The 25133-nt window shown below is 70.1% G+C and carries 24 protein-coding genes and 2 pseudogenes; 9 read left to right on the top strand and 17 right to left on the bottom strand.

Annotated features, from left to right (window positions below; all coding sequences use genetic code 11):
* The first annotated feature begins 223 nt into the window (after window positions 1–223).
* Window positions 224–1603 (top strand): DUF349 domain-containing protein, encoded by a 1380-nt coding sequence (locus ACIO52_RS12510; RefSeq protein ID WP_218716475.1) that lies wholly within the window; start codon window positions 224–226, stop codon window positions 1601–1603.
* A 57-nt stretch (window positions 1604–1660) separates the two neighbouring features.
* Here ACIO52_RS12510 and ACIO52_RS12505 read toward each other — a convergent pair whose 3' ends face one another.
* Window positions 1661–2236 carry a hypothetical protein gene (locus ACIO52_RS12505; RefSeq protein ID WP_218716474.1) on the bottom strand — a complete coding sequence of 192 codons (576 nt, stop codon included), beginning with the start codon at window positions 2234–2236 and terminating at the stop codon, window positions 1661–1663.
* Window positions 2237–2373: 137 nt separating this feature from the next.
* Window positions 2374–3834 (bottom strand): tRNA (N6-isopentenyl adenosine(37)-C2)-methylthiotransferase MiaB, encoded by a 1461-nt coding sequence (miaB, locus tag ACIO52_RS12500; RefSeq protein ID WP_402644411.1) that lies wholly within the window; start codon window positions 3832–3834, stop codon window positions 2374–2376.
* A gap of 304 nt (window positions 3835–4138) precedes the next feature.
* On the opposite strand from miaB, the gene ACIO52_RS12495 reads away from it, so the two are divergent.
* The 4 genes from ACIO52_RS12495 (at window position 4139) to ACIO52_RS12480 (ending at window position 7387) form a co-directional block, all read left to right on the top strand.
* Window positions 4139–4867 carry an amino acid ABC transporter ATP-binding protein gene (locus ACIO52_RS12495; protein ID WP_218716479.1) on the top strand — a complete coding sequence of 243 codons (729 nt, stop codon included), beginning with the start codon at window positions 4139–4141 and terminating at the stop codon, window positions 4865–4867.
* A 31-nt stretch (window positions 4868–4898) separates the two neighbouring features.
* Entirely contained in the window at window positions 4899–5735 is an 837-nt protein-coding gene (locus ACIO52_RS12490) for a glutamate ABC transporter substrate-binding protein (RefSeq protein ID WP_218716473.1), read from the top strand.
* Window positions 5736–5825: 90 nt separating this feature from the next.
* A complete protein-coding gene (locus tag ACIO52_RS12485) occupies window positions 5826–6497 on the top strand; it encodes an amino acid ABC transporter permease (protein WP_218716472.1) in 672 nt (223 codons plus the stop codon).
* Window positions 6494–7387: an amino acid ABC transporter permease gene (locus tag ACIO52_RS12480; protein ID WP_218716471.1), complete on the top strand. Its 894-nt coding sequence runs from the start codon at window positions 6494–6496 to the stop codon at window positions 7385–7387. The genes ACIO52_RS12485 and ACIO52_RS12480 overlap by 4 nt, the downstream gene beginning before the upstream one ends.
* Window positions 7388–7444: 57 nt before the next feature.
* On the opposite strand, the gene ACIO52_RS12475 is transcribed toward ACIO52_RS12480, so the two are convergent.
* The 10 genes and pseudogenes from ACIO52_RS12475 to ACIO52_RS12430 form a co-directional block, all read right to left on the bottom strand.
* Entirely contained in the window at window positions 7445–9211 is a 1767-nt protein-coding gene (locus tag ACIO52_RS12475; protein WP_316575498.1) for an oleate hydratase, read from the bottom strand.
* A gap of 37 nt (window positions 9212–9248) precedes the next feature.
* Window positions 9249–10109, bottom strand: a complete 861-nt coding sequence (locus ACIO52_RS12470; RefSeq protein ID WP_218716469.1) for a 3-hydroxyacyl-CoA dehydrogenase — start codon at window positions 10107–10109, stop codon at window positions 9249–9251.
* Window positions 10110–10283: 174 nt separating this feature from the next.
* A complete protein-coding gene (locus tag ACIO52_RS12465; protein WP_402643690.1) occupies window positions 10284–11264 on the bottom strand; it encodes a glycine betaine ABC transporter substrate-binding protein in 981 nt (326 codons plus the stop codon).
* Complete coding sequence (locus ACIO52_RS12460) at window positions 11261–12034, bottom strand: ABC transporter permease (protein WP_218716478.1); 774 nt, start codon at window positions 12032–12034, stop codon at window positions 11261–11263. The genes ACIO52_RS12465 and ACIO52_RS12460 overlap by 4 nt, the downstream gene beginning before the upstream one ends.
* 304 nt (window positions 12035–12338) lie before the next feature.
* On the bottom strand, window positions 12339–13517 hold the full coding sequence (locus tag ACIO52_RS12455) for an ATP-binding cassette domain-containing protein (protein WP_218716467.1): 1179 nt from the start codon (window positions 13515–13517) through the stop codon (window positions 12339–12341).
* Window positions 13510–14160, bottom strand: coding sequence for an ABC transporter permease (locus tag ACIO52_RS12450; protein WP_218716477.1), 651 nt, complete (start codon window positions 14158–14160; stop codon window positions 13510–13512). The genes ACIO52_RS12455 and ACIO52_RS12450 overlap by 8 nt, the downstream gene beginning before the upstream one ends.
* A 408-nt stretch (window positions 14161–14568) precedes the next feature.
* A pseudogene (locus ACIO52_RS12445) lies at window positions 14569–14727 on the bottom strand (recombination regulator RecX); the annotation flags it as partial.
* Window positions 14728–15030: 303 nt separating this feature from the next.
* A pseudogene (locus ACIO52_RS12440) lies at window positions 15031–15573 on the bottom strand (regulatory protein RecX); the annotation flags it as partial.
* 420 nt (window positions 15574–15993) lie between these two features.
* Window positions 15994–17031, bottom strand: coding sequence for a recombinase RecA (gene recA / locus ACIO52_RS12435; RefSeq protein ID WP_189024126.1), 1038 nt, complete (start codon window positions 17029–17031; stop codon window positions 15994–15996).
* A 178-nt stretch (window positions 17032–17209) separates the two neighbouring features.
* Window positions 17210–17659, bottom strand: coding sequence for a nuclear transport factor 2 family protein (locus tag ACIO52_RS12430; protein WP_218716466.1), 450 nt, complete (start codon window positions 17657–17659; stop codon window positions 17210–17212).
* A gap of 127 nt (window positions 17660–17786) precedes the next feature.
* Between ACIO52_RS12430 and ACIO52_RS12425 the strand changes: the two genes are divergently transcribed.
* Window positions 17787–18302, top strand: coding sequence for a CGNR zinc finger domain-containing protein (locus tag ACIO52_RS12425; protein ID WP_218716465.1), 516 nt, complete (start codon window positions 17787–17789; stop codon window positions 18300–18302).
* A gap of 13 nt (window positions 18303–18315) precedes the next feature.
* On the opposite strand, the gene ACIO52_RS12420 is transcribed toward ACIO52_RS12425, so the two are convergent.
* The 3 genes from ACIO52_RS12420 to ACIO52_RS12410 all read right to left on the bottom strand — a co-directional run bounded on the left by ACIO52_RS12420 (window position 18316) and on the right by ACIO52_RS12410 (window position 20969).
* Window positions 18316–19542 carry a phosphotransferase gene (locus tag ACIO52_RS12420; protein WP_402643684.1) on the bottom strand — a complete coding sequence of 409 codons (1227 nt, stop codon included), beginning with the start codon at window positions 19540–19542 and terminating at the stop codon, window positions 18316–18318.
* 7 nt (window positions 19543–19549) lie between these two features.
* Entirely contained in the window at window positions 19550–19741 is a 192-nt protein-coding gene (locus tag ACIO52_RS12415; protein WP_218716463.1) for a DUF3046 domain-containing protein, read from the bottom strand.
* Window positions 19742–19817: 76 nt separating this feature from the next.
* Window positions 19818–20969 carry a glycosyltransferase gene (locus ACIO52_RS12410; RefSeq protein WP_218716462.1) on the bottom strand — a complete coding sequence of 384 codons (1152 nt, stop codon included), beginning with the start codon at window positions 20967–20969 and terminating at the stop codon, window positions 19818–19820.
* 127 nt (window positions 20970–21096) lie between these two features.
* Here ACIO52_RS12410 and ACIO52_RS12405 point away from each other — a divergent pair, with 127 nt between their 5' ends.
* A complete protein-coding gene (locus ACIO52_RS12405; RefSeq protein ID WP_402643680.1) occupies window positions 21097–21804 on the top strand; it encodes an HD domain-containing protein in 708 nt (235 codons plus the stop codon).
* On the opposite strand, the gene ACIO52_RS12400 is transcribed toward ACIO52_RS12405, so the two are convergent.
* On the bottom strand, window positions 21729–22439 hold the full coding sequence (locus tag ACIO52_RS12400; protein WP_218716460.1) for a PIG-L deacetylase family protein: 711 nt from the start codon (window positions 22437–22439) through the stop codon (window positions 21729–21731). The genes ACIO52_RS12405 and ACIO52_RS12400 overlap by 76 nt on opposite strands.
* Before the next feature lie 28 nt (window positions 22440–22467).
* On the bottom strand, window positions 22468–22641 hold the full coding sequence (locus tag ACIO52_RS12395) for a hypothetical protein (protein WP_218716459.1): 174 nt from the start codon (window positions 22639–22641) through the stop codon (window positions 22468–22470).
* Between the two features lie 173 nt (window positions 22642–22814).
* Between ACIO52_RS12395 and ACIO52_RS12390 the strand changes: the two genes are divergently transcribed.
* Both ACIO52_RS12390 and ACIO52_RS12385 read left to right on the top strand, forming a co-directional pair.
* A complete protein-coding gene (locus tag ACIO52_RS12390) occupies window positions 22815–23510 on the top strand; it encodes a maleylpyruvate isomerase family mycothiol-dependent enzyme (protein ID WP_218716458.1) in 696 nt (231 codons plus the stop codon).
* Between the two features lie 72 nt (window positions 23511–23582).
* On the top strand, window positions 23583–25070 hold the full coding sequence (locus tag ACIO52_RS12385) for a carboxylesterase/lipase family protein (RefSeq protein ID WP_402643676.1): 1488 nt from the start codon (window positions 23583–23585) through the stop codon (window positions 25068–25070).
* Window positions 25071–25133 lie beyond the last annotated feature (63 nt).

Genomic DNA, 25133 nt, shown 5'->3' with positions numbered 1-25133 from the left:
GCCGCACCGCGACCGGGCAGCCGTCTGCGAGTGTCCGGCGCGGTGATGCCCGCCGAGATTGCTAGTGTTTTCAGGTGCGACTACCCACGTCGTCCGGGACGAAATCCCAGGAAATCCGGCATCCGATCACTCGGATCGATGGTTTCCTCGGCTCCGACCGGGTTCAATGGGATGTGCTAGGGCGTAACCAGGCAGCCGTGACGCGCGGCAGGGACGGAGAGCAATGACCGACAGCAACGGAACCGCGAAGCCCACCCCCGGTCCGGGCCCGCGACCGTCCGGTACCCCCAAGCCCGGCGGAAAGTCTCCGCGTCCGCCGAAGCCACACGCCGTGAAACCGGCGCCGGGCCCCGATCAACCCCATCCGCATCCGGTCGTCGTGCCGACGGTCACCGACCCCAGCAAGTGGGGCCGGGTCGACGAGGACGGCACCGCGTGGGTCAAGACCGCCGACGGCGAGCGGATCATCGGGTCCTGGCAGGCGGGCGACGCCGCCGAGGGACTCGAGCACTTCGGCCGCCGCTTCGACGACCTGGCCACCGAGGTGGCGCTGCTCGAGGCCAGGCTGGCCGCGGGCGCCGACGCCCGCAAGACCAAGGCGGCCGCACTCGCGATCGCCGAGACACTGCCGACCGCGGCCGTCATCGGCGATATCGACGGTCTGGCCGTGCGTCTGCAGGCGATCACCGAGCACTCCGAAGAGGCCGCCGCGCACGCCAAGGAGGAGAAGGAGCGCGCCCGGCACGAGCACACCGAGCGCAAGGAAGCCCTTGCCGCCGAGGCCGAGCAGATCGCCGCCGAGTCCACCCAGTGGAAACACGCGGGCGACCGGCTGCGCGAGATCCTCGACGAGTGGAAGTCCATCCGCGGGGTCGACCGCAAGGTCGACGACGCCCTGTGGAAGCGCTATTCCAAGGCCCGCGAGGCGTTCAACCGCAGGCGCGGCGCGCACTTCGCCGAGCTCGACCGCGAGCGCGCCTCGGCGAAGACGCGCAAGGAAGAGCTGTGCGTACGCGCCGAGGAACTGTCGGGCTCGACCGACTGGACCGGCACGGCCGCGGTATTCCGCGACCTGCTCACCGAGTGGAAGGCGGCGGGCCGCGCCCCGCGCGAGGCCGACGAGGCGCTGTGGCGGCGGTTCAAGAGCGCCCAGGACGTGTTCTTCGCCGCCCGCAACGCGGCGGTCTCCGAGCGCGACGCCGAGTTCGAGCACAACGCCACCGCCAAGGAGGAGTTGCTGCGCGCCTACGCGCACATCGACCCGGCCACCGGGCTCGACGCCGCCCGCAACGCCCTGCGCGAGCTGCAGGACAAGTGGGACGCCGTCGGCAAGGTGCCGCGCGAGCGCATGCAGGAGCTGGAAGGCAAGCTGCGCGCCATCGAGAAGCGCGTGCGCGACGCCGCCGACCAGCAGTGGCGGCGCACCGATCCGGAGGCGGTGGCGCGCGCCGCGCAGTTCCGCGAGCGGGTCGCCCAGTTCGAGGAACAGGCCGCCAAGGCCACCGCGGCGGGCAAGAAGCGCGACGCGGAGAAGGCGCTCGAGCAGGCCAAGCAGTGGCGTGAATGGGCCGAGGCCGCCGAAGGCGCGGTCAGCAACCGCTGAGCTCGCGAAACGAGTGAACCCCCGACCGGGTGGTCGGGGGTTCACTCGTTCCGCGGGCTATTCGCCGGTCAGGCGCTTACGGTCGCGTTCCTCGGCCTCGCGCGCGGCGTTGCGGCGCTGCTCCTCGGCGGCGAGCTGCACGGCGGTGCGGCTCCAGACCACGCGAATCCAGTGGAAGGTGAGCACCATGATCGCGATGGTGCCCAGGATCAGGCCGATGCCGGGGCCGGCGCCCTCGTAGTTGCCCAGGCCGGGGGTCTGCCGGTGCCAGATCGACAGCACGCCGAACACGCTGCCGACCGCCGAGCCCGCGCAGGCCAGCCAGGCCAGCACCCAGCGGCGGGTGGTCAGCGCCAGCAGCGAGAAGCCGACACCGAAGACGATGACCAGCCAGACGAAGATCCGCGAGGGCAGGCCGATGTGCTCGACCCCCGCGGCCTCGGTGTTGAGCAGCACGTCGAACCCGCGCGCGGTGCCCGCGGTCGGCAGCACCAGCGAGATCAGCAGCGCGAAGACCGCGCCCGCCACGACCAGCGCCCGCGCGCCGGGATCGATCTCGCCTGCGATGCGGCGTTCCACCGCGTCGAGTTCGCCGCGGAACTGTTCGAATTCCTTGTCGTCCACCCGGTTCACCGCGTTGTCGCTCCTGTTCGCAGGCTGATCGTTGCTGGTCTCGTGTGTGCCGGGCTCTACTGTGCCATCACCGTCCGCGCCGTCGGCACCCGACCCACTACGACCGGTAGTAGGTTCGGGGTCCTCCGGCGTCGAGCTCACGAGCAGCCGGTCGAGCAGCCACTGGTGACCGGCTCGACCGCGGGCGCGCCGATCCGCGGCAGCCCCAGGCCGACGCCGATCGGTTCGGTCTTCGGCGTCACGCCGCGCTCGTGCGCGTCGCCCGCCCTGGTGCGCCGGTGCGCCTTCACCGCGCCGTCGGCGATCAGGTGGTGGGGCGCGGCCTCGGTGATGTCGACGACGACGATGTCGCCCGGGCGGATCCCCGTGTCGGTGCCGGGCCGGAAGTGCACCAGCCTGCCGTCGCGCGCGCGACCGCTCATCCGGGCGGTGGCGGCGTTCTTCTTGCCCGCGCCGTCGGCGACGAGCAGTTCCACCTCGGTGCCGATCAACGCCTGGTTGGCTTCGAGCGAGACCTGCTCCTGCAGGGCGATCAGCCGGTCGTAGCGCTCCTGCACCACCGCCTTGGGCAGCTGGTCGGGCAGTTCGGCGGCCGGGGTTCCCGGCCGCTTGGAGTACTGGAAGGTGTAGGCGCTGGTGAACCGCGCCCGGCGCACCACGTCCAGGGTCTCCTGGAAGTCCTCCTCGGTCTCGCCGGGGAAGCCCACGATGATGTCGGTGGTGATCGAGGCGTGCGGCATCGCCGCGCGCACCTTGTCGATGATGCCCAGGAAGCGCTCCTTGCGGTAGGAGCGACGCATCGCCTTGAGCACCCGGTCCGACCCGGACTGCAGCGGCATGTGCAGCTGCGGGCAGACGGTCGGGGTCTGCGCCATCGCCTCGATGACATCGTCGGTGAACTCGGCCGGATGCGGGGAGGTGAACCGCACCCGCTCGAGGCCTTCGATCTGTCCGGTCGCGCGCAGCAGCTGGGCGAAGGCCCCGCGATCACGCGGCTGTTCCGGGTCCACGAAGTTCACGCCGTAGGAGTTGACGTTCTGGCCGAGCAGCGTCACCTCGAGCACGCCCTGATCGACCAGCGCCTGCACCTCGGCGAGCACGTCACCGGGGCGGCGGTCGACCTCCTTGCCGCGCAGCGCGGGCACGATGCAGAAGGTGCAGGTGTTGTTGCAGCCCACCGAGATCGACACCCAGCCGGCGTAGGCCGATTCCCGCTTGGCGGGCAGCGTCGAGGGGAACGCCTCGAGCGATTCGAGGATCTCGACCTGGGCTTCCTCGTTGTGCCGGGCCCGCTCGAGCAGCACCGGCAGCGAGCCGATGTTGTGTGTGCCGAACACCACGTCGACCCAGGGCGCCTTGCGCACGACGGTCTCGCGGTCCTTCTGCGCCAGGCAGCCGCCGACGGCGATCTGCATGCCGGGCCTGCCCTGCTTCACCGGCGCCAGGTGGCCCAGGGTGCCGTAGAGCTTGTTGTCGGCGTTCTCGCGCACCGCGCAGGTGTTGAACACCACCAGGTCGGGGGTGTCGGTGGGCGCGGCCTTCACATAGCCCGCGTCTTCGAGCAGGCCGGACAAGCGTTCGGAGTCGTGTACGTTCATCTGGCAGCCGAAGGTGCGGACCTCGTAACTGCGCGCCTGCGTCACCGCGCGCTCCGTCGCGTTCTGTCCGTTCGAATCCACCCGTCCAGGGTACGGCCCGCCCCTGATGTGGTCTGCGTCGCGTCCGGGAGTCGCCCGTGGTACCGGCAGGTTACCGGCCGGTGTCGTTTCGGCGTGCCGTGGCGGCGAGTCACGGAAAGCCGGGCAAATCTCCGAAGAACGCCTAAGGTTTCTGACCATGACCGACGACGCCGCACCCGCGACCGGGAAAGCCGACGCCGCCGCCACTGCTGGCGCGCCGCCGATGATCTCGATGCGCAACGTGGACAAACACTTCGGTGAACTCCACGTTCTGCGCCACATCAACCTGGAAGTCCCCCGCGGGCAGGTCGTGATCGTCCTCGGCCCCTCGGGCTCGGGGAAGTCCACCCTGTGCCGCACCATCAACCGGCTCGAACCGATCGACTCCGGCGACATCGCCATCGACGGCGTCGCGCTGCCCGCCGAGGGCAAGGCGCTGGCCGCGCTGCGCGCCGAGGTCGGCATGGTGTTCCAGTCGTTCAATCTGTTCGCGCACAAGACGATTCTCGACAACGTCATGCTCGCGCCGCTGAAGGTGCGCGGCATCAAGAAGGACGAGGCGCGCAAGCACGCGCTGGCCCTGCTCGACCGGGTCGGCATCGCCAACCAGGCCGACAAGTACCCCGCCCAGCTCTCCGGCGGCCAGCAGCAGCGCGTCGCGATCGCCCGCTCGCTGGCGATGGACCCGAAGGTGATGCTCTTCGACGAGCCCACCTCCGCGCTGGACCCGGAGATGGTCAACGAAGTGCTCGAGGTGATGGTCTCGCTCGCCAAGGAGGGCATGACGATGCTCGTCGTGACCCACGAGATGGGCTTCGCCCGCCGGGCCGGCGACCGCGTGCTGTTCATGGCCGACGGCGAGATCGTCGAGGACACCGCGCCGGAGACCTTCTTCACCGCACCCGCCTCGGACCGGGCCAAGGACTTCCTCGGCAAAATTCTCAGTCACTGACCACCACCCATCACCAGGAGAAGGACACTCGATGAGGATCAATCGTGCGATGCGGGTCGGAATCGGCGCCGCGGCACTGGCATTGGCTGCCACGCTCACCGCGGGCTGTGGCGGCGGTGACGAGGGGTCGGTGCTCGACCACGCCAAGGACGGCAAGCTGACCGTCGGCATCAAGTTCGACCAGCCGGGTCTGGGCCTGCGCAACACCGACGGCACCTACAGCGGCTTCGACGTCGAGGTGGCCAAGTACGTGGCCGACAAGCTCGGCGTGAAGCCGGAGAACATCACCTTCAAGGAGTCGCCGTCGGCGCAGCGCGAGACGCTGCTCGAGAACGGTCAGGTCGACTACGTCGTCGCGACCTACTCGATCACCGACAAGCGCAAGGAGAAGGTCGACTTCGCCGGCCCGTACTACATCGCCGGTCAGGACCTGCTGGTGCGCGCCGACAACACCGACATCACCGGCCCGGACTCGCTGGCGGGCAAGAAGGTGTGCTCGGTGAAGGGCTCCACCCCGGCCCAGAACATCAAGGACAAGTTCCCGCAGGCGCAGCTGCAGACCTACGACACCTACTCGCTGTGCATCGAGGCGCTGCGGGGCGGCGCGATGGACGCGGTGACCACCGACAACGTCATCCTCGCCGGTTACGCCGCGCAGTCGCCGGGCTCCTACAAGCTGGTCAACAAGCCCTTCACCACCGAGAAGTACGGCATCGGTATCAAGAAGGGCGAGACCGAGGCGCGCACCAAGATCAACGACGCGATCGAGGCGATGATCGCCGACGGTTCGTGGAAGGCCGCGCTGGAGAAGTCCTTCGCCGGCACCGGTTTCGCGATCCCGCAGCCGCCGACCGTCGACCGCTACTGATCACCGCCGCGGTGGCGGTCCGGGAGTCCCGGGCCGCCACCGCGGTCGAGTCCTGCTGGCCCTTACACATCGATCGGAGGACGCGCGTCCGTGTTCGACCTGATCTCGAGGTACGACTCCGAAATCCTCGACGCCTTCTGGGTGACCATCAAGCTGACGTTCTTCTCCGCGATCGGCGCGCTGCTCCTCGGCACCCTCGTCGCCGCCATGCGCGTGTCCCCCATCCCGGTCGCGCGCTGGGTCGGCTCCGCCTACGTCTCGATCTTCCGCAACACCCCCCTGACGCTGATCATCGTGTTCTGCTCGCTGGGCCTGTACACGACCCTGGGCTGGAAGCTGGCCGGTGATTCGCTCTCGGACAACAACTATCGCTGGGCGATCGTCGGCTTGAGCGTCTACACGGCGGCCTTCGTGTGCGAGTCGCTGCGCTCGGGCATCAACACGGTGCCGCTGGGCCAGTCCGAAGCGGGCCGCTCGCTCGGCTTCGGCTTCGCGCAGAACCTGCGCCTGGTGGTGCTGCCGCAGGCCTTCCGCGCGGTCATCGCCCCGCTGGGCAGTGTGCTGATCGCCCTGACGAAGAACTCGACCATCGCCTCGGTGATCGGTGTCGGCGAGGCCGCCTTCCTGATGAGCGAGATGAACGAGAACGAGGCCGCGCTGCTCGCGATCGGTGCGATCTTCGCCCTCGGCTTCGTCATTCTCACCCTGCCGACCGGCCTGTTCTTCGGCTGGCTGGCCAAGCGATTCGAGGTAGCCCGATGAGCGCAGCTTCGGTCCTCTTCGACGCGCCGGGCCCCCGCGCGCGCCTGCGGCATCACCTCTACTCGGTCCTGGTCGTGCTCGCGCTGGCCGGTTTCGGCTGGCTGCTGTTCGACGCGTTCGACGAGCAGGGTCAGTTCACCGCGGCCAAGTGGAAGCCGTTCCTGGAAGCGGGCGTCTGGGAGACCTACCTGCTGCCCGGTCTGCGGGGCACGTTGACCGCGGCGGTCATCTCGATCGTGTTCGCGCTGATCTTCGGCATGATCTTCGGCATCCTGCGGCTGTCGGATCACAAGTGGATCCGCTGGACCGCGGGCGCGATCGTCGAGCTGGCCAGGGCGATCCCGGTGCTGATCCTGATGATCTTCCTGTTCGCCGTCTTCGGCGAGTACAAGGTCTTCCGCTCCGACGACCTGGCGCTGGCCGCGGTCGTCATCGCGCTGGTGATCTACAACGCCTCGGTCATCGCCGAGATCGTGCGCGCGGGTATCCGGTCGCTGCCCAAGGGCCAGACCGAGGCCGCGGTGGCGCTGGGCCTGCGCAAGACCCAGCTGATGCGCCTGATCCTGCTGCCGCAGGCGGTCACGGCGATGCTGCCCGCCCTGGTGTCGCAGATGGTGGTCGTGCTCAAGGACACCGCGCTGGGCTACCAGATCACCTATGTGGAACTGGTGCGCGCCGGTCAGCAGGAGGGTGCCTCGCAGCAGAACACCATCCCCGCGCTGATCGTCGTGGCGCTGATCATGATCTCGCTGAACCTGGCGCTGACCTTCCTGGCGACGACGCTGGAGAAGCGGCTGCGGTCGCGGCGCAAGCGGGGCGGCGGCGCCGTGCTGGCCGCCGACTCGATCGTCACCGACGCCGCTCCCGGCGTGGACATCACCAAGAACTAGCTCAGCGAACACGCCGCGGGGCCCGGTCCGGACGGATCGGGCCCCGCGTTGTGTCCCCTAGTCCTCGCCGACGAGGCCGAACTCGCGCAGCAGCGGCCCGATCTCGGTGTCGTCGAGCTTCTTCAGCAGCCGGTGCCGGACGAAGTCCGGTCCGGGCAGGCTCATCTCCTCGCCGTCCCGCAACCGGCTGGTCGCCGCCAGTAGCGAGCGGATGTCGTAGGTGGAGGCGTACACCTCCGGCACCCCACGTTCGATGTCGAGCAGCCGGTAGGCCGCCTCCATGCCGGTGCGCACCGAGTACTCGGTGGTGAAGATGCAGTCGCGGGTGGTCTCGGCGAACTGGCCGATGAAGGCGAAGTTCACCGCGCCGGCGGGCACCACGTCGGGCCGGTCGCCCGCCTGGCGCGGCATGAAGAACGCCGTCACGTACGGCATCATCACCGGCACGCAGGTCGCCGCGTCGGCGGCCATCTCCGGGATCTCCGCCTCGGGCACGCCCAGGTGGTAGAGCCATTCCTGGGTGATCTCCGCCCCGGTGCAGTCCTGCATCGACTTGCGCACGAAATCGCCGGGCTTGTCGGCGAAGAGCGCGTACACCCACACCACGATCTGGTCGGCGGGCTGTTGTTTGAAGTGTGGCTGCCGGTTCACCGTCCAGCTCATCAGCCAGGACGAGTCCCGCACCGTCACGATGCCGCCGGTGACGACCTTGCCGCTGAACGGGTCCCGCTTGCAGATCTTCTGGATGTAACGCGGAATCCGCTCGTCGAGGGTGGTGACCGTGGCCGATTCCCATTTGGTCTCCGGGATGTGGCCGCCGAAGACGTCGGGATGACCGAACGCGGGGTCCTTGGCCGCGATCCGCCGCCACAGATCCCAGGCCGGGGCCGGGCCCTCGTCGAGTTTCGCGGGCGTGTGCTGATCGCCTTCGTCGGAGTTCTCGGTGAGCGAGCCGATGGTGACGAACAGCAGATCGTTCGCCGTCAGATCGACGCCGCCGTCGACGCCCTCGGACACCCAGCGCAGCCGGGTGGCTTGTTTGCGCGGCCCGGTGATGTCGAAATCGACGTCGGTGACCTCGGTGTCGAAGCGGAACCGCACACCCTGGTCGAGCAGCCACCGATACAGCGGCAGCACCAGCGACTCGTACTGGTTGTACTTGGTGAACTTCAGCGCCGAGAAGTCCGGCAGGCCGCCGATGTGGTGGATGAAGCGGTGCAGGTACAGCTTCATCTCGAGCGCGCTGTGCCATTCCTCGAACGCGAACATCGTGCGCCAGTACAGCCAGAAATTGCTGGCCAGGAAGTCCGCGCCGAACACCTCGTCGATGCGCTTGTTCTCCATCTGCTCGCGGGTGGCGAGGAACACCTTCACGATGTCCTTCTGCGCGCGGTCGGTGAGGGTGAACAGGCCGTCGGTGTGCGCGTCCTGGCCGCGTCGCACGGTGGCGCGCTGGAGCGAGAAGTTCGGGTCGTCCTTGTTGAGCCAGTAGAACTCGTCGAGGACGCTGGCGCCCTCTATCTCCAGGGACGGCACCGAACGGTAGAGATCCCACAGACATTCGAAGTGGTTCTCCATCTCGCGCCCACCGCGGATGACAAAGCCCTTCTTCGGTTCCCTGATGCCGTCGAGCGCACCGCCGGGCAGCTTCAGCCGCTCCAGCACGGTGATCCGGTCGCCGGACATCTGCCCATCCCTGATCAGGAAGGCCGCGCCCGACAGCGACGCCAGGCCTGCGCCGACGAACCAGGCCGACTTGTCTTCCACCCCTTGGGGTTTGCGCGGACGGGCGAACGCTTCGTAGTTGCCACTGCTGTAGTACATCCGACTCCTCTGTCCGTTCCGGCGATGTCGAGCGGGACTACGCGGTGTAGCGGTAGAACCCCTCCCCGGTGGCGGCGCCGAGCTTGCCCTTGTCGATGTAGTTCTCCTTGAGCCAGGCCGCGAGCTTCTTGTGCGCGTCGCTGCCGTTGATCAGGATGTTGTAGGGGGTGGTCAGGCCGACGATGTCGAGGATCTGGAACGGGCCCATCGGGGCGCCGGTGGCGATGCGCCAGGTCTCGTCGACCGCGGCGGGTTCGGCGTACCCGCCCGCCGCCAGCTCGATGCCGGAATTCAGGAACGGCACCAGCAGCGAGTTGAGAACGTAACCGGCCTTCTCCTTGTGCAATTCGATCGGCACCATGCCGATGGCCGTCGCGAACGCGACCACGGCCTGGAACACCGCCGGATCGGTCCGCTCGGTGCCCATGACCTCGGCAGTGTTGAACTTCCAGACGTGATTGGCGAAGTGCAGCGCCAGGAACCGGTCGGCGCGGCCGGTGTAGTCGACGATGTCGCTGGGCAGCAGCGTCGAGGAGTTCGTCGCGAACACGGTGCGTTCGGGCGCCAGCGCCCCGAGCTTGCCGTAGAGGTCGCGCTTGATCTCGAGCACCTCGGGCACCGCCTCGATGATCAGGTCCGCCTCGGCCGCCGCGGCCGCCAGATCGGTGGTCAGCGTGATGCCCGTCGCGGTCGCTGCGGTGTTGCTCGCGTCGGCGCCTTCGACGTCCTGCTGATACACCTTGGCGAGCTCGTCGAATCGGCCACGCGCCGCGGTGATCGCCTTGTCGTCGATGTCGTAGGCGGTCACGTCGAACCCGTGGAAGGCGGTCTGGAACGCGATCTGGGATCCGAGCACCCCCGTCCCCAGGACGGTCACCTTGCGGAATTCGATCGTCATGCGTCATCCTCCCAGTCGGGAAGCGGACCCCCACGCCGCTCCGCGTTTCGGTTGCCGGTGTCACCACCGTCGTCCATCATGGCCCGGGAAGCTGAGCGTGCGGTGTGAAGGACTCCCGCGTTTCGGACATCTCGGGCGAAGCCCGGTAACAGTTCGGCAAACCGTCGCGAGGGGTCAGCCGACGGTGACCAGCCCCTCGGCGACCATCCAGTCGCGCGCGACGTCGGCCGGTTCGCGACCGCCGATGTCGACCTGGCGGTTGAGCTCGGTGATCACCGCGTTGGTCAGGCGGGCGGAGATGGGTGCCATGAGCGCGGCGACCTCGGGGTGCGCGTCGGCGAAGGGTCCGTGCATGACGAGCGCGGCGTTGTACTTGGGGAAGAAGCCGCGGTCGTCGTCGAGCAGTACCAGATCCAGCGCCGGGATGCGGCCGTCGGTGGCCGCGACCGAGCCGAACCGGCACTGCTCGGCGTCGGCGGTCGCCTGATAGACCAGCGCGTCCTGGACGATCTGTTTCTGCACCGCACCGACATCGATGCCGTACTTGCGGGCCATCCCCGGGTAACCGTCCTGGCGGACGTTGAACTCGGTGCCCACGCAGGTGGCGGCCGCGGCCGGGTCCTTCGCGATCAGCGCCGCATAGTCCGACAGCGTGCGCACGCCGGTCTCCTCGGCGGTGCGCCTGCTCGCGACCAGGGCGTAGGTGTTGTTCATCGGCGCCATCGCGGCCCACACCATGTCGTGCTCGGCGCGATCGGCGTCCCGGACGAGTTCGAACTGGCGCACCTCGTCCGGTTCGGGCGTCTCGTTGCCCAGGTAGTTGATCCAGCCGGTGCCGGTGTAGTCGTAGGCGATGTCGACCTGACCGTGCAACTGGGCGTCGCGCAGGCTGTTGGAGCCCTGGATATTGGTCAGGTCACGCACATCCGCGCCCGCCGCCGTGAGCGCGAATTCGATCAGATAGCCGAGGATATTGGCCTCGGTGAAGTCCTTGGAACCCACGGTGACGGCGACGCCGTCGAGGGCGGGCACGGCCACGATGCTGCCCGGTCCCACCGGCAGCGGCACCGAACCGCCCGACTGCAGACCGCAACTCGCGATCAGCAGCACACCGGCCACGGGCGCGAGCCCACGCAACCATCGGGTGATCCTCACCGCAACCCCCTCGGTCCGAGGAACTGCTCGGCCAGCGCGCCCAGCCAGTCGACCAACAGGGCCAGGGCGACGGCCAGCACCGCGCCCACGGTCAATGTGACGGTGTCGCGCAGCTTGTACCCGGTATCGATGAGGATGCCGAGGCCGCCCGCGCTCACCAGGAACGACAGCGTCGCGGTGCCGACGGCCAGCACCAGTGAGGTGCGCAGGCCGGCCAGGATGTAGGGCACCGCGAGCGGGAACTCGATGCGCCGCAGCACCTGCACCGACGACATCCCTTGCCCGCGACCGGCGTCGACGAGCGTCGGATCCACCTCCTGGTAACCCAGGATCGTGTTGCGCAGCACCGGCAGCAGCGAACAGAACGCGATCGGCGCGACCCCCACCCAGAATCCGGTGGTCCGGGTGACCAGGTAGCACAGCACGATCAGGCCGATGGCGGGCGCCGAGGCACCGATATTGGCGATGCCGACGAAGATCGGTGCGAGCCCGCGGAATCCGGGCCGGGTCAGCAGCGTGCCCAGCGGCACCGCTACCGCGACGACGATGATCACCACCGCCGCGGTGATCAGGATGTGCTGCCAGGTGACCTCGGCGATATTGCCGACGCTGATGCTCGCCTGCTGGGTGAGCGTGAGATCGCGCCGGAACGCCCACACCAGCACCCCGACGGTGAGGATCAGCACGATCACGGGCTGGACCAGCAACCGCAGGAACTCGGCGCGCCGCTGCGCGCCCGGTACGGCGACGGCGGCCGTTCCGTCCGTCATCGAACGCGGCGGGGCGGGAACAGGATTCGTCATTCGAACCTCCGAGGCCGCGGTGTGGGGCCTGCGGCGGCGCCGTGGACGGCGAACACCCGGTCGAACACCGGCCGGTCGGCGGACGAACCGTCGGCACGACGCGCCGTCCGCAGCACGACGGGCACGGCCGACGGTCGGGCAAGCCCGTCGCCGACCGGAAGCCGTCGGTGTCCGCGGTGTTCGGTCCTCCCGCCGGGCCGGTCACCGACCTGTCGAGTGCGAGTGCTGTCGACCGGCCGAGCAGCGCACCGGAGCGCGACCTGCGCCGCGCTCATGCCCGCGCCGTTTCGGCGGCCCCGGCGGCGGCCAGGTGGCTGATCAGAGTGTCGACGGTGACGACGCCGGCGAACGCGCCGGTGCCGTCGACGACCACGGCCGAGGCGGTGCGTTCGGTCAGCAGGATCGCGAGGGCGTCCTGCAGGGTCGCGTCGGTGGGCAGCGTGGTCTGGATCGGGGTGCCGAGGTCCCGCAGCGAATCCGCGTGGGCGAGTTCACCTGCCGCGATCCGGCGGATCGGGGTCCGGTCGGCGGCCAGGACGATGCCCCAGTCCTGCCGCGCCGTGTGCAGGCGGTCGGTGAGGTCGGCCGGGGCGGTGTCCTCGGCGACGGCGATGCCCTGGTCCAGGTCGAGATCGGCCAGCACGGCCAGGCCGAGGCGGTCGATGGTGGCGGTGTTGCCGACGAAACCGGCGACCGTCTCGTCGGCAGGCGCGGCCAGGATCGCCGCCGGGGTGTCGTACTGGAGGATGCGGGACCGGTCGCCCAGGACCGCGATCCGGTCGCCCAGTTTCACGGCCTCACCGAAATCGTGGGTGACGAAGACGATGGTCTTGCCGAGTTCGCCTTGCAGGCGCAGCAATTCGTCTTGCAGCAGCGCGCGGGTGATCGGGTCGACGGCGCCGAACGGCTCGTCCATCAGCAGCACCGGCGGATCGGCCGCCAGCGCCCTGGCCACCCCGACGCGCTGTTGCTGACCGCCGGAGAGCTGGCGCGGATAGCGACCGCGATACACGGCGGGGTCGAGGCCGACGAGGGCGAGCATCTCGTCGACACGGGCTCGGGTGCGTGTGCGGTCCCAGCCGAGCAGGCCGGGGACCGTGGCGATGTTCTTGGCGACGGTCAAGTGCGGGAACAGGCCGGCCTGCTGGATGGAATAGCCGATACCGCGCCGCAATTCGTCGGCGTCGATGCCTGCGGCGTCGCGGCCGCCGATCGTGACGGTGCCGGAGGTCGGTTCGATCAGCCGGTTGATCATCCGCATGGTGGTGGTCTTGCCGCACCCGGAGGGGCCGACCAGGACCACGATCTCCCCCGCCGGGATGGTCATGCTGACCTCCTCGACCGCCGGATCCGGCTGGTCGGGATAACGCTTGGTGACCCGGTCGAGGACGATCTCGACCCCGGAGACCGCGGATGCGGCGGCGCCGGTGCTGGTTTCGGTGTCAGTCACGAATTCCCCTCGAGATGGTGAGGCGGCCGAGCAGCAGCAGGACGCCGTCGAGCGCGAGCGCGAGCACGACGATGAGCACGGTCCCGGTCAGCGCCTGCGGCACCGCGTTCGGGCTGCCCAGGCGCGAGAGCCCGGAGAAGATGAGGTTGCCCAGGCCGGGGCCTTTGGCATAGGCGGCCAGGGCCAGAATGCCCATGATCATCTGGGTGCTGACCCGCATTCCGGCGAGGATCGACGGCCAGGCCAGCGGCAGTTCGATGGTGCTCAGCAGCCGCAGCCGGTTCATCCCGACGCCGCGCGCGGCGTCGATCACCGCCGGATCCACCGACGACAGCCCGAGCACGGTGTTGCGCAGGATAGGCAACAGCGCGTACAGCACCAGCGCCACGATCGTCGGCCCGACGCCGAGCCCGAGGAAGGGGATCAACAGCCCGAGCAGCGCGAACGAGGGCACCGTGAGGATCGCTCCCGCGGTCGCGGTCGCGGCGGCCGAGCCGAGCGGGCTCCGGTACACGAGCACCCCGACCAGCACCGCGACGATCGTCGCCAGCGCCAGCGACTGCACCACCGCCGACACATGCAGATACGAATCGACCAGCAGCTGCTCGCGCCGGTTCACCACGAACGACCACAACGCGTCCAGGGTCCACCTCCCCGTAGTTCGGCGGCCACACCAGGCCCTGTCCCCCGGAATGCCCACCCCGACCACAGGTGAAACACCCGGTTACCACACCCCCGCCGCATTCTGCGGCGCTCGAATCCGCCTGCGCGAAAACACGTTTCACCGGCGCGAAGTCATCTTACGCGCCGGACCTCCCACACGGAGCCGTTCCCGCCACCGGACTCACAGCCGGCACGACCCCCCACACATACCGCCGGCCCGCGGCAATTCCCCGGGACAAGCACGATCCCCGCACCGCCACCCTCGCGCCCATGCCCCGGGGGCAGCACGATCCTCGCGCCGTCGCCCTCACGCCGCCTAGCGGCGACATCCTCGCGGCGATGCCCAACTGCCGAAGTCGAGCAGCACTCGGAAAGCTCGTCACCTGGCTCAGCGATCGGCCTCGGCCAGTTCGGCTTTGACGACCGCGTAGGCGATGGCGGGGCTGTAGCCGCGGCGGGCGAGCATGTCGACCAGGCGGCGGGTGGCCTTGGCGCGGTCGAGGTCGGTGGGCATGCCGCGGAGTTTGCGGCGGACCAGGTCGGCGGCGGCCTGCTCGTCACCGGGGACCGGGCGGCGCGGCGCGCGCCGGTCGGTACTCCGGTCCGGGGGGTCGGTGTCGGTGTCTCCGGGAGCTTCGCTGTCGGCCGATGTGCTGACCGCGCGTGACCATCGGGAGCGGTTCCGGCGCGGGAGCCCCTCGGCGGGGCTGTCCGAGTCCGCCTCGATCGCAGGATCGGCGTGCGATATCGGATCGCCCGGTCGTCCGGGTCGTCGGTGATCGTGGGACGGCTCGTCCGGGTCCGGATCGGGCTTGCTCGCCCCGCGTGGCCGCGCGGGCGCCTGGGTGAATCCCGCCTCGGCGAGTTCCGCGGTGACGACGGCGAAGGCAGTCGACTGGTCGTAGCCGCGGCGGGCCAGCATGCCGACGAGACGGCGGACGGCCTTGTCGCGGTCCAGGTCCCGGGACAGGGTGGTGAGTTTGCGGCGGACCAGGTCGGTGGCGCGGGCGCGTTCGGCGTCGTCGGTGACGATCGCCAGCGCGTTCTCGGCATCGGCGGGAGCGACGCCCCTGTCACGCAGTTCGCGCTGCAGGGCCCTCTTCCCCCGGCCGGAGTACGTGTGGCGCTCGTGCACCCACTGTTCGGCGAAGGAACTGTCGTCGACGAGGCCGACTTCGGCGAGCCGGTCGAGCGCGGCCGCGGTCACCTCGAGCCGGAAACCCTTCTCCCCGAGACGTTTTTCCAGCTCGGCCCGGCTGCGGGCGCGCACGGCCAGCAGATTGAGGCAGGCGTCCTTGGCCTGGTCGATCGTCGCCTTCGGACGGTCGCCCGGGGCGAGCCGGCGTGTGCCGGCCCGCCTGTCGGGCTCTCCCGGCTGGGATCCGGCCGCCACCGGATCCACCTGCCGCCCGTCGTCACCACCGACGCCGGTCGACAGGGAGTCTTTCTCGCGCCGGCCGGACCTGCGTCCGCGCCGGGCGCCACGGGGACGCGCCCCGCTCCCCCACTCTTCATGATCATCCCCAGTCCGCGCAGCGGAATCGTGTGGTTGATCATCATCGGCGAATCCGGTCGGGTGCGCGCGCTGCGGATCGCCCGCACCCGACCGAATTCCCCTGGCGTCCAGTTCGGCCCGGTGTGCCCGAGCCGGCCGGACGAGTTCGGTGTCCGCGGTGTCGCGGTGGCGGTCTCGCCGCTCCGGCGCTTCCGGCGCCACCTCGATACCGAGGCGGGCCAACTGCCTGCGCATGTCCTCGACCGGATCCACCCCGCCACGAGGCGCACGGCCGCCGGAGATCGGCGAGCCCATCGGCTAGAAGTCGGCGGGTGCGTCGGCCTCGGCGGTCAGGTCGGCGCCGATGCCCAGCTTCTCCTTGATCTTCTTCTCGATCTCGTCGCGCACGTCGGTGTTCTCCAGCAGGAACTTGCGGGCGTTCTCCTTGCCCTGGCCCAGCTGGTCGCCCTCGTAGGTGTACCAGGAGCCCGACTTGCGGATGAAGCCGTGCTCGACACCCATGTCGATGAGCGAGCCCTCCTTGGAGATGCCCTGGCCGTAGAGGATGTCGAACTCGGCCTGCTTGAACGGCGGGCTGACCTTGTTCTTGACGACCTTCACGCGGGTCCGGTTGCCGACCGCGTCGGAGCCGTCCTTGAGGGTCTCGATGCGGCGCACATCCAGGCGGACCGAGGCGTAGAACTTCAGCGCCTTACCGCCGGTGGTGGTCTCCGGCGAGCCGAACATGACGCCGATCTTCTCGCGCAGCTGGTTGATGAAGATGGCGGTGGTGCCCGAGGTGTTGAGCGCACCGGTCATCTTGCGCAGCGCCTGGCTCATCAGGCGGGCCTGCAGGCCGACGTGGCTGTCGCCCATCTCGCCCTCGATCTCGGCGCGCGGCACCAGGGCGGCGACGGAGTCGATGACGATGATGTCGATGGCGCCGGAACGCACCAGCATGTCGGCGATCTCGAGCGCCTGCTCACCGGTGTCGGGCTGGGAGACCAGCAGCGCGTCGGTGTCGACGCCCAGCTTGCGGGCGTAGTCGGGGTCCAGGGCGTGCTCGGCGTCGATGAACGCGGCGACGCCACCCGCGGCCTGGGCGTTGGCCACCGCGTGCAGCGCGACGGTGGTCTTACCCGAGGATTCCGGGCCGTAGATCTCGACGACGCGACCACGCGGCAACCCGCCGATGCCGAGCGCGACGTCGAGCGCGATGGAGCCGGTCGGGATGACGGAGATGGGCTGGCGGGCCTCCTCGCCCAGGCGCATGACCGCGCCCTTGCCGAAGCTCTTCTCCACCTGCGCCAGTGCCAGCTCCAGCGCTTTGTCGCGATCGTAGGCCTGCGGTGCCATGATGTGGTCCCCTTCTCGAGGTGAGTGTCTCTCTGGTTGGCGCCCACAGTAGAGGCCGGCACCGACAAGTTCTGGCGCCCAGATTAGTCGAACACCCATTCGAGTCAAGCGACGCGCCCGCCCAACACGCGAGGACTCGCAAACCCGTCGCACATCGACGGCACCGCGGGCCCGTCGGCTACCGCTGCGGCAGCACCGAGTCGTCGCCCTCGGCGCGCGGCCCGAAGATCCGGCGCTCGGATTCGTCGATCCGCACGTCGTTGATGCTGGCCTCGCGCCGCGCCATCCGCCCGTCCGGCGCGAACTCCCACTGCTCGTTGCCGTAGCTGCGCCACCACTGACCGGACTCGTCGTGCCACTCGTACTGGAAGCGCACGGCGATGTGGTTGTCGTGGAAGGCCCACAGATCCTTGCGCAAGGCGTAGCCGTTCTCGGTCGCCCACTTGCGGGTCAGGAAGTCGACGATGGCGGCGTGGCCGGTGAAGAACTCGTCGCGGTTGCGCCACACCGAGTCCTCGGTATAGGCCGCGGCGACCCGCTCGGGATCGCGGGTGTTCCAGGCGTTTTCGGCGGCGAGCACCTTGGCGCGCGCGGAGTCGAGGTCGAAGGGTGGCAGTGGCGGTCGCACGGGGGACCCCTTCCGGAATGTTAACTATCTATTCAGCGTTGACAGGTTAGACAGTAGGGTGGCCGGGCGACACCGTCAACCCGTGAAATCGTGACAGTGGTTAGGAGATGAGTTGGTAACCTCAGGCATGCGCGATCCCCGTCCGCACACCGGCGAACCACCGGCTCTGGACCTGCTCAATACGCGATGGGCCGGCGCCACCCCCGGTGACCTGCTCACCGATCTCGACGGGCTGCGGCTGTGGCTCGAGCTCACCGGACTCGCCGACCGCGTTCCCGCCGACGAGCACACGCTGACCGCCCTGCACGCCGCCCGCGACGCCGTCCACGCGGCGGTCACCACCGCCGACCCCACCGCGCTCAACCAGGTCCTCGACCGCGGCCGCCTGCGCCGGGAACTCACCGCCGACGGCCCGCGCGATATCCCCGAGGTGGCCGATCCGGCCTGGCTGCCGGGCTGGCTCGCCGCCGACAACCTGCTGCACCTGATCGCCGAGGCGCCGCACCGGATCCGCCAGTGTGCCCACCCGGACTGTGTCCTGTTCTTCTACGACACATCCAAGAACGGCACCCGGCGCTGGCATTCCATGGCGACCTGCGGCAACCGCACCAAGGCCGCGCGCCACTACGCCAAGACCAACTGAGCGCCGGGGCGCCTCAGAACAATTCGTCGAGCAGCCGGTAGTACTCGAGCTTGGCGCGGTCGGGCCCGGTCAGCCCGTAGGCGGTGAAGAACGCCGCGACCGCGTCGATGCCGAAGTCCTCGGCCAGGTCGCGTTCGGCGAGGGCGAGATCGCGATAGCGGTCGGCCACCCCCAGCCCGCCGACATCGATCAGCACCCCACCGGCGAGCACATTGCCCGGGGTGAAGTCGCCGTGCGCGACGACGAGATCCTCCTCCGACGGCCGCTGGGCCACCAGGTGCTCGTGGATCGCCGCGGGCGTGAGGTCGCGGTGGTCGGCGTCGAAATCGGCGGTGTCGACGAACTCTTCGACGACGTTGCGGCGGGCCTGCGTGAGAGTCACCTCGAGGCGTCCGTCGAACGGGCAACCGGTCACCGGCAGCGCGTGCAGCGCGCGCAGAGCCTGCCCCATCACCGTGCCGACCTCGGCCGGATCACCGGCCAGGTCGGTGAGCGAGCGGGCTTCGGCATCCGCCAGCACCAGGATGTCCTCGGCGAAGGCGGCCACCGTCGGCACCGCGATGCCGTTGTCGCGCAACCAGTTCAGCCGATCATGCTCGGCGACCGCGCGCGGCCCGCGCTTGATCCAGTACCCGCCCGAGCGCACGAGGTTACCGCCGCGGCCCTCGTGCTCGTCCGACCACGCGGGCACCGGCCCGAGCAGCTCGGCGACCGGGGGCGGCAGCGGCAGGGCCAGTTCGTCGAGGTGGTCCAGGGCCGCGCGGGTGGACTCGATGAGTTCGGAATCGCCGTCGGCCACCCGCAGCCGCATCGCCTCGTTGAGCAGCTCCCGCGCCTCCCGCGGCCGATGCTGCTCGGCCAGCGACTTACCCAGGTGATGGGCGGCGAAGGAGACCAGCTCCGGATCGAGCGCGCGGCTGGCATCGAGGGCGCGCCGGTACAGGATCTCGGCGGGCGCGGGCTCGCCCTGGTAGCGGTACACGTCGGCGAGGTTGATCCACACGGTGATCCGGCGCCGTTCGGTATCGGCCAGCTCCAGCGCCTGGTCGAGCCGGTCGAGAGCCTCGTCGTGGCGCCCGAGCAGCATCAGCGCGATGCCGAGCCGGCGCAGACCGCCGAAATCGTGGGGATCGGCGACCGCGACCCTGGCCGCGAGGGTCTCCGGGTCGACCGGGATCATCCGCAGCCGCTCGTCGAACCGATACGGCCGGGTGTCCGGGTTCTGCGCTGTCACAGCCATGACCTGCTCACCATCGGGTTCGGGGAACATCGAAGTCGGCGCAGAGGGCGCGCCACACGTCTCGCGGGTCGACGCCCGCCTCGATCGCGGCGGCACCGGTCCGCCCGAGCGCCGGTATCACGTGATCGGCCAGCATGGCGTCGGCGCGCGCCACGCCGAACTCGGTGTGCATCAGCTCCTGGAATTCGGTCAACCGCACGCTGCCCAAGATACTCGCGCTCGGCGACACCCGACAGAGCCGCCGGTGGCGGACCCCACCGCCCGATCCGGCGGCGTCAGCGCGTCGCGGCCTTGTGACAGATCTCCACCGGATCCTCGACCTCGGCCTGCCCGGCAGCGGCCCGGCGGGCCGCGGCCGCGTAGGCCGGGTCGTCGAGCACCTGGCGCACCGCGGCGCCGACCGCCTCGGGTGTCAGCGGGCGCACCAGCACCGAACTCCCCTGGCGCACCGCACGATTGGCCAGTTCCCACTGGTCCCCGCCGCCGGGCACGGTCACCACCGGCACGCCGGCGGCCAGGGATTTCGCGAGCAGGCCGTGGCCGCCCCCGCCGACGACCACCGCGGCCTCGGTGAGCAGGACGTCCTGGCGTCCCAGTCCGGCACTCGCCCAGTCGGGCAGGTCCGCAGGTGGGGTGTCGAGCATCGAGACGGCCGCGCGCACGCCGAGCCCGGCCAGTCCGGCCAGCACGGTGTCGGCCATGGCGTCCACCCCCGTATGCGCGGTGGACGGCGCCACCATCACCAGCGGCGCGTCCCCGGGCGGCACCGGCAGGAGCGCGTCGGTCGGTTCCCACAGCAGCGGCCCGACGACGTGGGTGTCGGCGGGCCAGTCCGGCCGGTCCACCTCCAGCGCGGGCAGGGTCGCGACGAGCCGCGCGGTGGGGCCGGGATCCTCGGCGGGCAGACCGATGCTCTCGCGCGCCGCCGAGCGCTGCCGGTTGCCCGCCTTGACCGCGCGGGCGGTCATCGTGCGCAGTACGCCGTCGCGCACCCGGCCGCGCACGCCCTCCCCCGGCGCGAGCCCACTGCCGATCGGCGGCAACGCTTTCGAAGGCAGATACAGCGGATGCGGGGACAGTTCGACCCACGGCAGGCCGAGTCGTTCGGCCGCCATCCCGCCGCCCGCCGTGAGCACGTCCGAGACGACCAGGTCCGGCAGCATCGCGCCGAGCTCGGGCAGGTTCTCGGTCGCGATATGGGCGGCGCGCTCGTGGATGCGCGCGCCCGCGTCGGCATCGTTGTCGGTGGGGCGCGGCGCGAGACCCTTGAGCCTGCGCACACTGATGCCAGCGGCTCTGGCCGCGTCGAGCCAGCGCGGGCCGGTGAACAGCACCGGCTCGTCGCCCGCGGCGAGCAATCGCAGACACAACGCGATCGCGGGAAACGCATGCCCCGGATCGGGCCCGGCCACCACAGCTACTCGCATGTCGCCAGCGTGCCATATCGCTCGGCATGGTTCGCCGTGCCCAGCCTGCTACCGGCTGGTCGGCTACCGTCACGACGAGACCCGGGCGCAGCCGGTTGCCCGTCGAATCGCGAGGAGTGACCCCGCCGTGCGGCCCGAAATCCCCACCCCCGACCCGGACGCGGGCGACCTCGACCGGGCAGACGATCACGACACCATCCGCCCACCGGTCTCCAGCGGCGCGATCACGACCGTCGACGCCCTGTTCGCGCTGCTCGCCCGCTGCGCGGACGCCTGGGACACCGCCGACCGCACCGGCGATCCGGTCGACATCCTCGATCACGACCGCCAGTGCGCCGAACTGCTGCGCCGCGACCACCCCGACGACCCGGAACTCCAGGTCGCGGGCCTGGTCCACGACATCGGCCACGTCCTGGTCCCCGGTGACGACGCGGGCCACGGCCACCACGGCGCAGACGCGGTGCGGGCGCTGCTCGGTGAGCGGGTCGCGCGCCTGGTGGAGTTGCACGTGGTCGCGAAACGCTTTCTGGTGGCCACGGATCCGGCGCACGCCGCTGGCTTGTCCGCCTCGAGCCTGCGCACCCTCGTCGCGCAGGGCGGGCCGATGTCCCCGGAGGAGGCGCGGGCCTTCCGCGCCGACCCGGATTTCGCCGCCGCACTCGCGTTGCGCCGCGCCGACGACGCGGGCAAGGTCGTCGGCTTGTCCGTGGCGCCGCTGTGGGATTGGCGGCCGACGGTCGAGCGCGTCGCCGCGTCGAATCAGCCCGCGAAGGTGAACAGTTCGAACCCGACCGCGTGCGCGGCGGGGAATCCGTCCTTGGGACCCGTTGCGTAGGAGACGATCTCGTCCACCTGCTGCTCGACCGGCACCGGGCTGAGTACCTGGAGGTAGCGCCGGTGCGCCGCGAGCGAGGCCCGCGCCTTGTCCAGCTGTTCGCCGACGTCCACCGCGTGGGTCATGACCGGACCGACCACGGCGGCCCAGCGCGCCGACCACGGTGCCAGGTCGGCGATCTCGGGGAAGATCCATTCGTTGCCCGCGTCGGAGACGGCGTCCATCGCCGAGCGGCCCACCGCCCGATGATCGGCGCTGTTGACCATGCCGGGCGCCCAGGTGTCACCGAAGTTGAACAGCACCACCATTTCCGGGCGATGCCTGCGGATCGCGGCGGCCAGTTCCCGCCGCAGCGCCAGGCCCTCCTCGATCCGCCCGTCGGGGTGGTCGAGGAATTCGACGGTGTGCACACCCACCTCCCGCGCGCCCGCGAGCTCCTCGATCTCCCGCAGCGGCCCGGCCTGCGCGGGCGGCATGCCCGCGATGCCCGCCTCGCCGCGGGTGACGAGCAGATAGCGGATGTCCTTGCCCTGTCCGGTCCACCGCGCGACCGCGGCGGCCGCACCGTATTCGATGTCGTCGGGATGCGCGACGATCACCAGTCCGCGCTGCCAGTCCTCGGGTATCTGTTCCACCCGGCCATGCTAAGCGCAGACGCCGCGATCACGGCTTGGTCAGCGTGGTCTTGTCGGACCCGGACACCGCCTTGTACAGCAGGTACACCCCGGTACCGATCGCGGCGATCACCAGGACCGGCAACAGCGCCTCGATCAGCGCCCCGATGATCCAGAACGCGATCAACGCGACCACGACGATGCCGATGACTTTCCAGACCATGATGTGCTCCTCGCCAGTTCCGTGACCGCCCTCCGGCGATCCGACACCTTCGATGCTCCCACCCACGATCCGATAAATCACCAGGTCAGCATGGAAATCGGGGGCGATCTCAGGGTTCACCCCGAGGCCGGATCAGCGCATCGCCCGCCCGCGCGGCGACTACCGTGGGCGGTATGGACTACCTGGCTGTGCTGCGCGCGGGGCTCACCTCCTTCGGAGAATTCGTCACCGCGGACGCCGACCTCGCCACTCCGGTCCCTTCCTGCGGCAGCTGGACGCTCTACGACCTCGTCGACCATGTCGGCCGCGGGAACATGTGGGTCGTCACCGCGGTGACCGAACTGCGCGGCGACGACGAGGGCGATCCCGCGCCGAAGGACATCGCGGCACTGCGTGATTGGTACGAAGCCACCGCGGACGCCCTGGTCACCGCGCTGTCGGCCGATCCGGACCGAGAGGCGTGGACTTTCACCCGCACCATGCCCCGCACGGTGGGGTTCTGGCGCCGCCGACGCACACACGAGACGCTCATGCACCTGTGGGACGGCCACGCCGCGCTCGGCACGGCCGCGCCGTTCGACCCTGAGCTCGCGGTCGACGGCATCGACGAGGTCTTCGAGCTCTTCGCGCCGCGGATGATCCACCGCGGCCTGGCCACCGCGCCGGAGGTCGCCCTGCGACTGCGCGCCACCGACACCGACGGCAGCTGGACCTACGGTCCGGGTGAACCGGTTGCCGAGCTCGCGGGCACCGCGTCGGATCTGCTGCTCGCGCTGTGGGCGCGCCGACCTGCCTCCGATCCCGCACTGACCTGGACCGGCGACAGCTCGGCGGGCCGCCGAATACTGGCTGGGCCGCTGGTCCCCTAGCCGCTGCAGGCCGAACGACTGACGCCGACCGGGGCACGCGCCCATAATCGGGGCGTCAGCGAGGAGAAATCCATGGAACCCATCGTCAGGATCGCCGGCGGCGCGGTGCGCGGCCGGACCGAATCGGGTGTCACCCGTTTTCTCGGGGTGCCCTACGCGGCGGCCCCGGTCGGCGCGAAACGCTTCCAGCTGCCCGAACCCGCGCCCGCCTGGGACGACGTGCGCGAGGCGACGCAGATGGGCGCGACCTGCGTCCAGTCGCCGTATCCGGCGCCGATCCACGCGCTGATCGGCAGCGACGGCATTCCCGGCGACGAGTACCTCAACGCGAACGTCTGGACGCCGGATCCGGGCGCGAGCGGGCTGCCGGTCCTGGTATGGATCCACGGCGGCGCGTTCGTGCGCGGATCGAACGCGCGCGCCATCTACGACGGCACGGCCTTCGCGCGCGACGGCGTGGTGCTGGTGTCGATCAACTACCGGCTCGGGATCTCCGGGTTCGCCGCGCTGGACGGCGCCCCGCTCAATCGCGGTCTGCACGACCAGCTCTTCGCGCTGCGCTGGGTGCGCGACAACATCGCCGCCTTCGGTGGCGATCCGGACAATGTGACCGTCTTCGGTGAGTCGGCGGGCGGGATGAGCGTGGCTGCGCTGATCGCCGCGCCGCAGTCGAGCGGACTGTTCCGCCGGGCGATCATGCAGAGCGGCAACGGCGCGGTCGCCGCCGACGCGCAGGACGCGCGCACGGTGGCCGCCGCGCTGGCCGCGGAACTCGGGATCACCCCGACCGCCGCCGATTTCGGCGAGCTCGGTCACGACGCATTGCGCACCGCGCAGAACGCGGTCGCCCTCGCGGTGATGACCGACCCCGACCCGCAGCGCTGGGGCGCCTCGGTGATCGAGCAGGGCATGGGCATCATGAGCCTGTTCCCGGTGATCGACGACGACATTCTCCCCGGCGCGCCGACGGCGGTGCTGGCCGCCGACCCTGACCGTGCGGTGCCGCTCATCGCCGGCACCACCGCCGACGAGTTCCGGTTCTTCACCGTCCCGACCGGCATCACCGCCGCCGTCACCGCCGGCACCCTGCCGTTCGTGCTCACCCGCTACGGGATCGATCCCGCGGTGGCGCAGACGTATTCGGCGCAGCGCCCCGATGCCACCCCAGCCGAGATCTTCAACGCGATCCTGACCGACTGGTGCTTCCGAGCGGGCACGGTCGACTTCGCCGAGGCCAACGCCGTGGGCGCACCCACCCATGTCTACGAATTCGCCTGGCCCACCGATCTTCCCGGCCTGGGTGCCTGCCACGTGCTCGAGGTACCGTTCGTCTTCGACGCGCTCGCCGGGGCGCACTCGCTGACCGGCCCGCACCCGCCGCAGGCACTGGCCGACGAAATCCACGCGGCCTGGGTGAAGTTCGCGACCGACGGCGACCCGGGGTGGGCGGCGTTCGACAGCGAGCGCAAGCGGGTGCGGATCTTCGACGCCCCCGCGTCGTCGACGGTGGAGAATCCGCGCTCGGCCGAACTCGACGCCCTGCGCCAGACCATCGCCTGACCCGAGGCCGGAAGGCGTCGGGGCCGGAAGGCGTCGGGGCCGGAAGGCGTCGGGGCCGGAAGG

The organism is Nocardia sp. NPDC087230, assembly GCF_044744725.1.
In the GTDB taxonomy this organism is placed as follows: Bacteria; Actinomycetota; Actinomycetes; order Mycobacteriales; family Mycobacteriaceae; genus Nocardia; species Nocardia canadensis.
The sequence above is the reverse complement of the archived record's forward strand: the minus strand, read 5'-3'. Positions and strand labels throughout refer to the sequence as shown.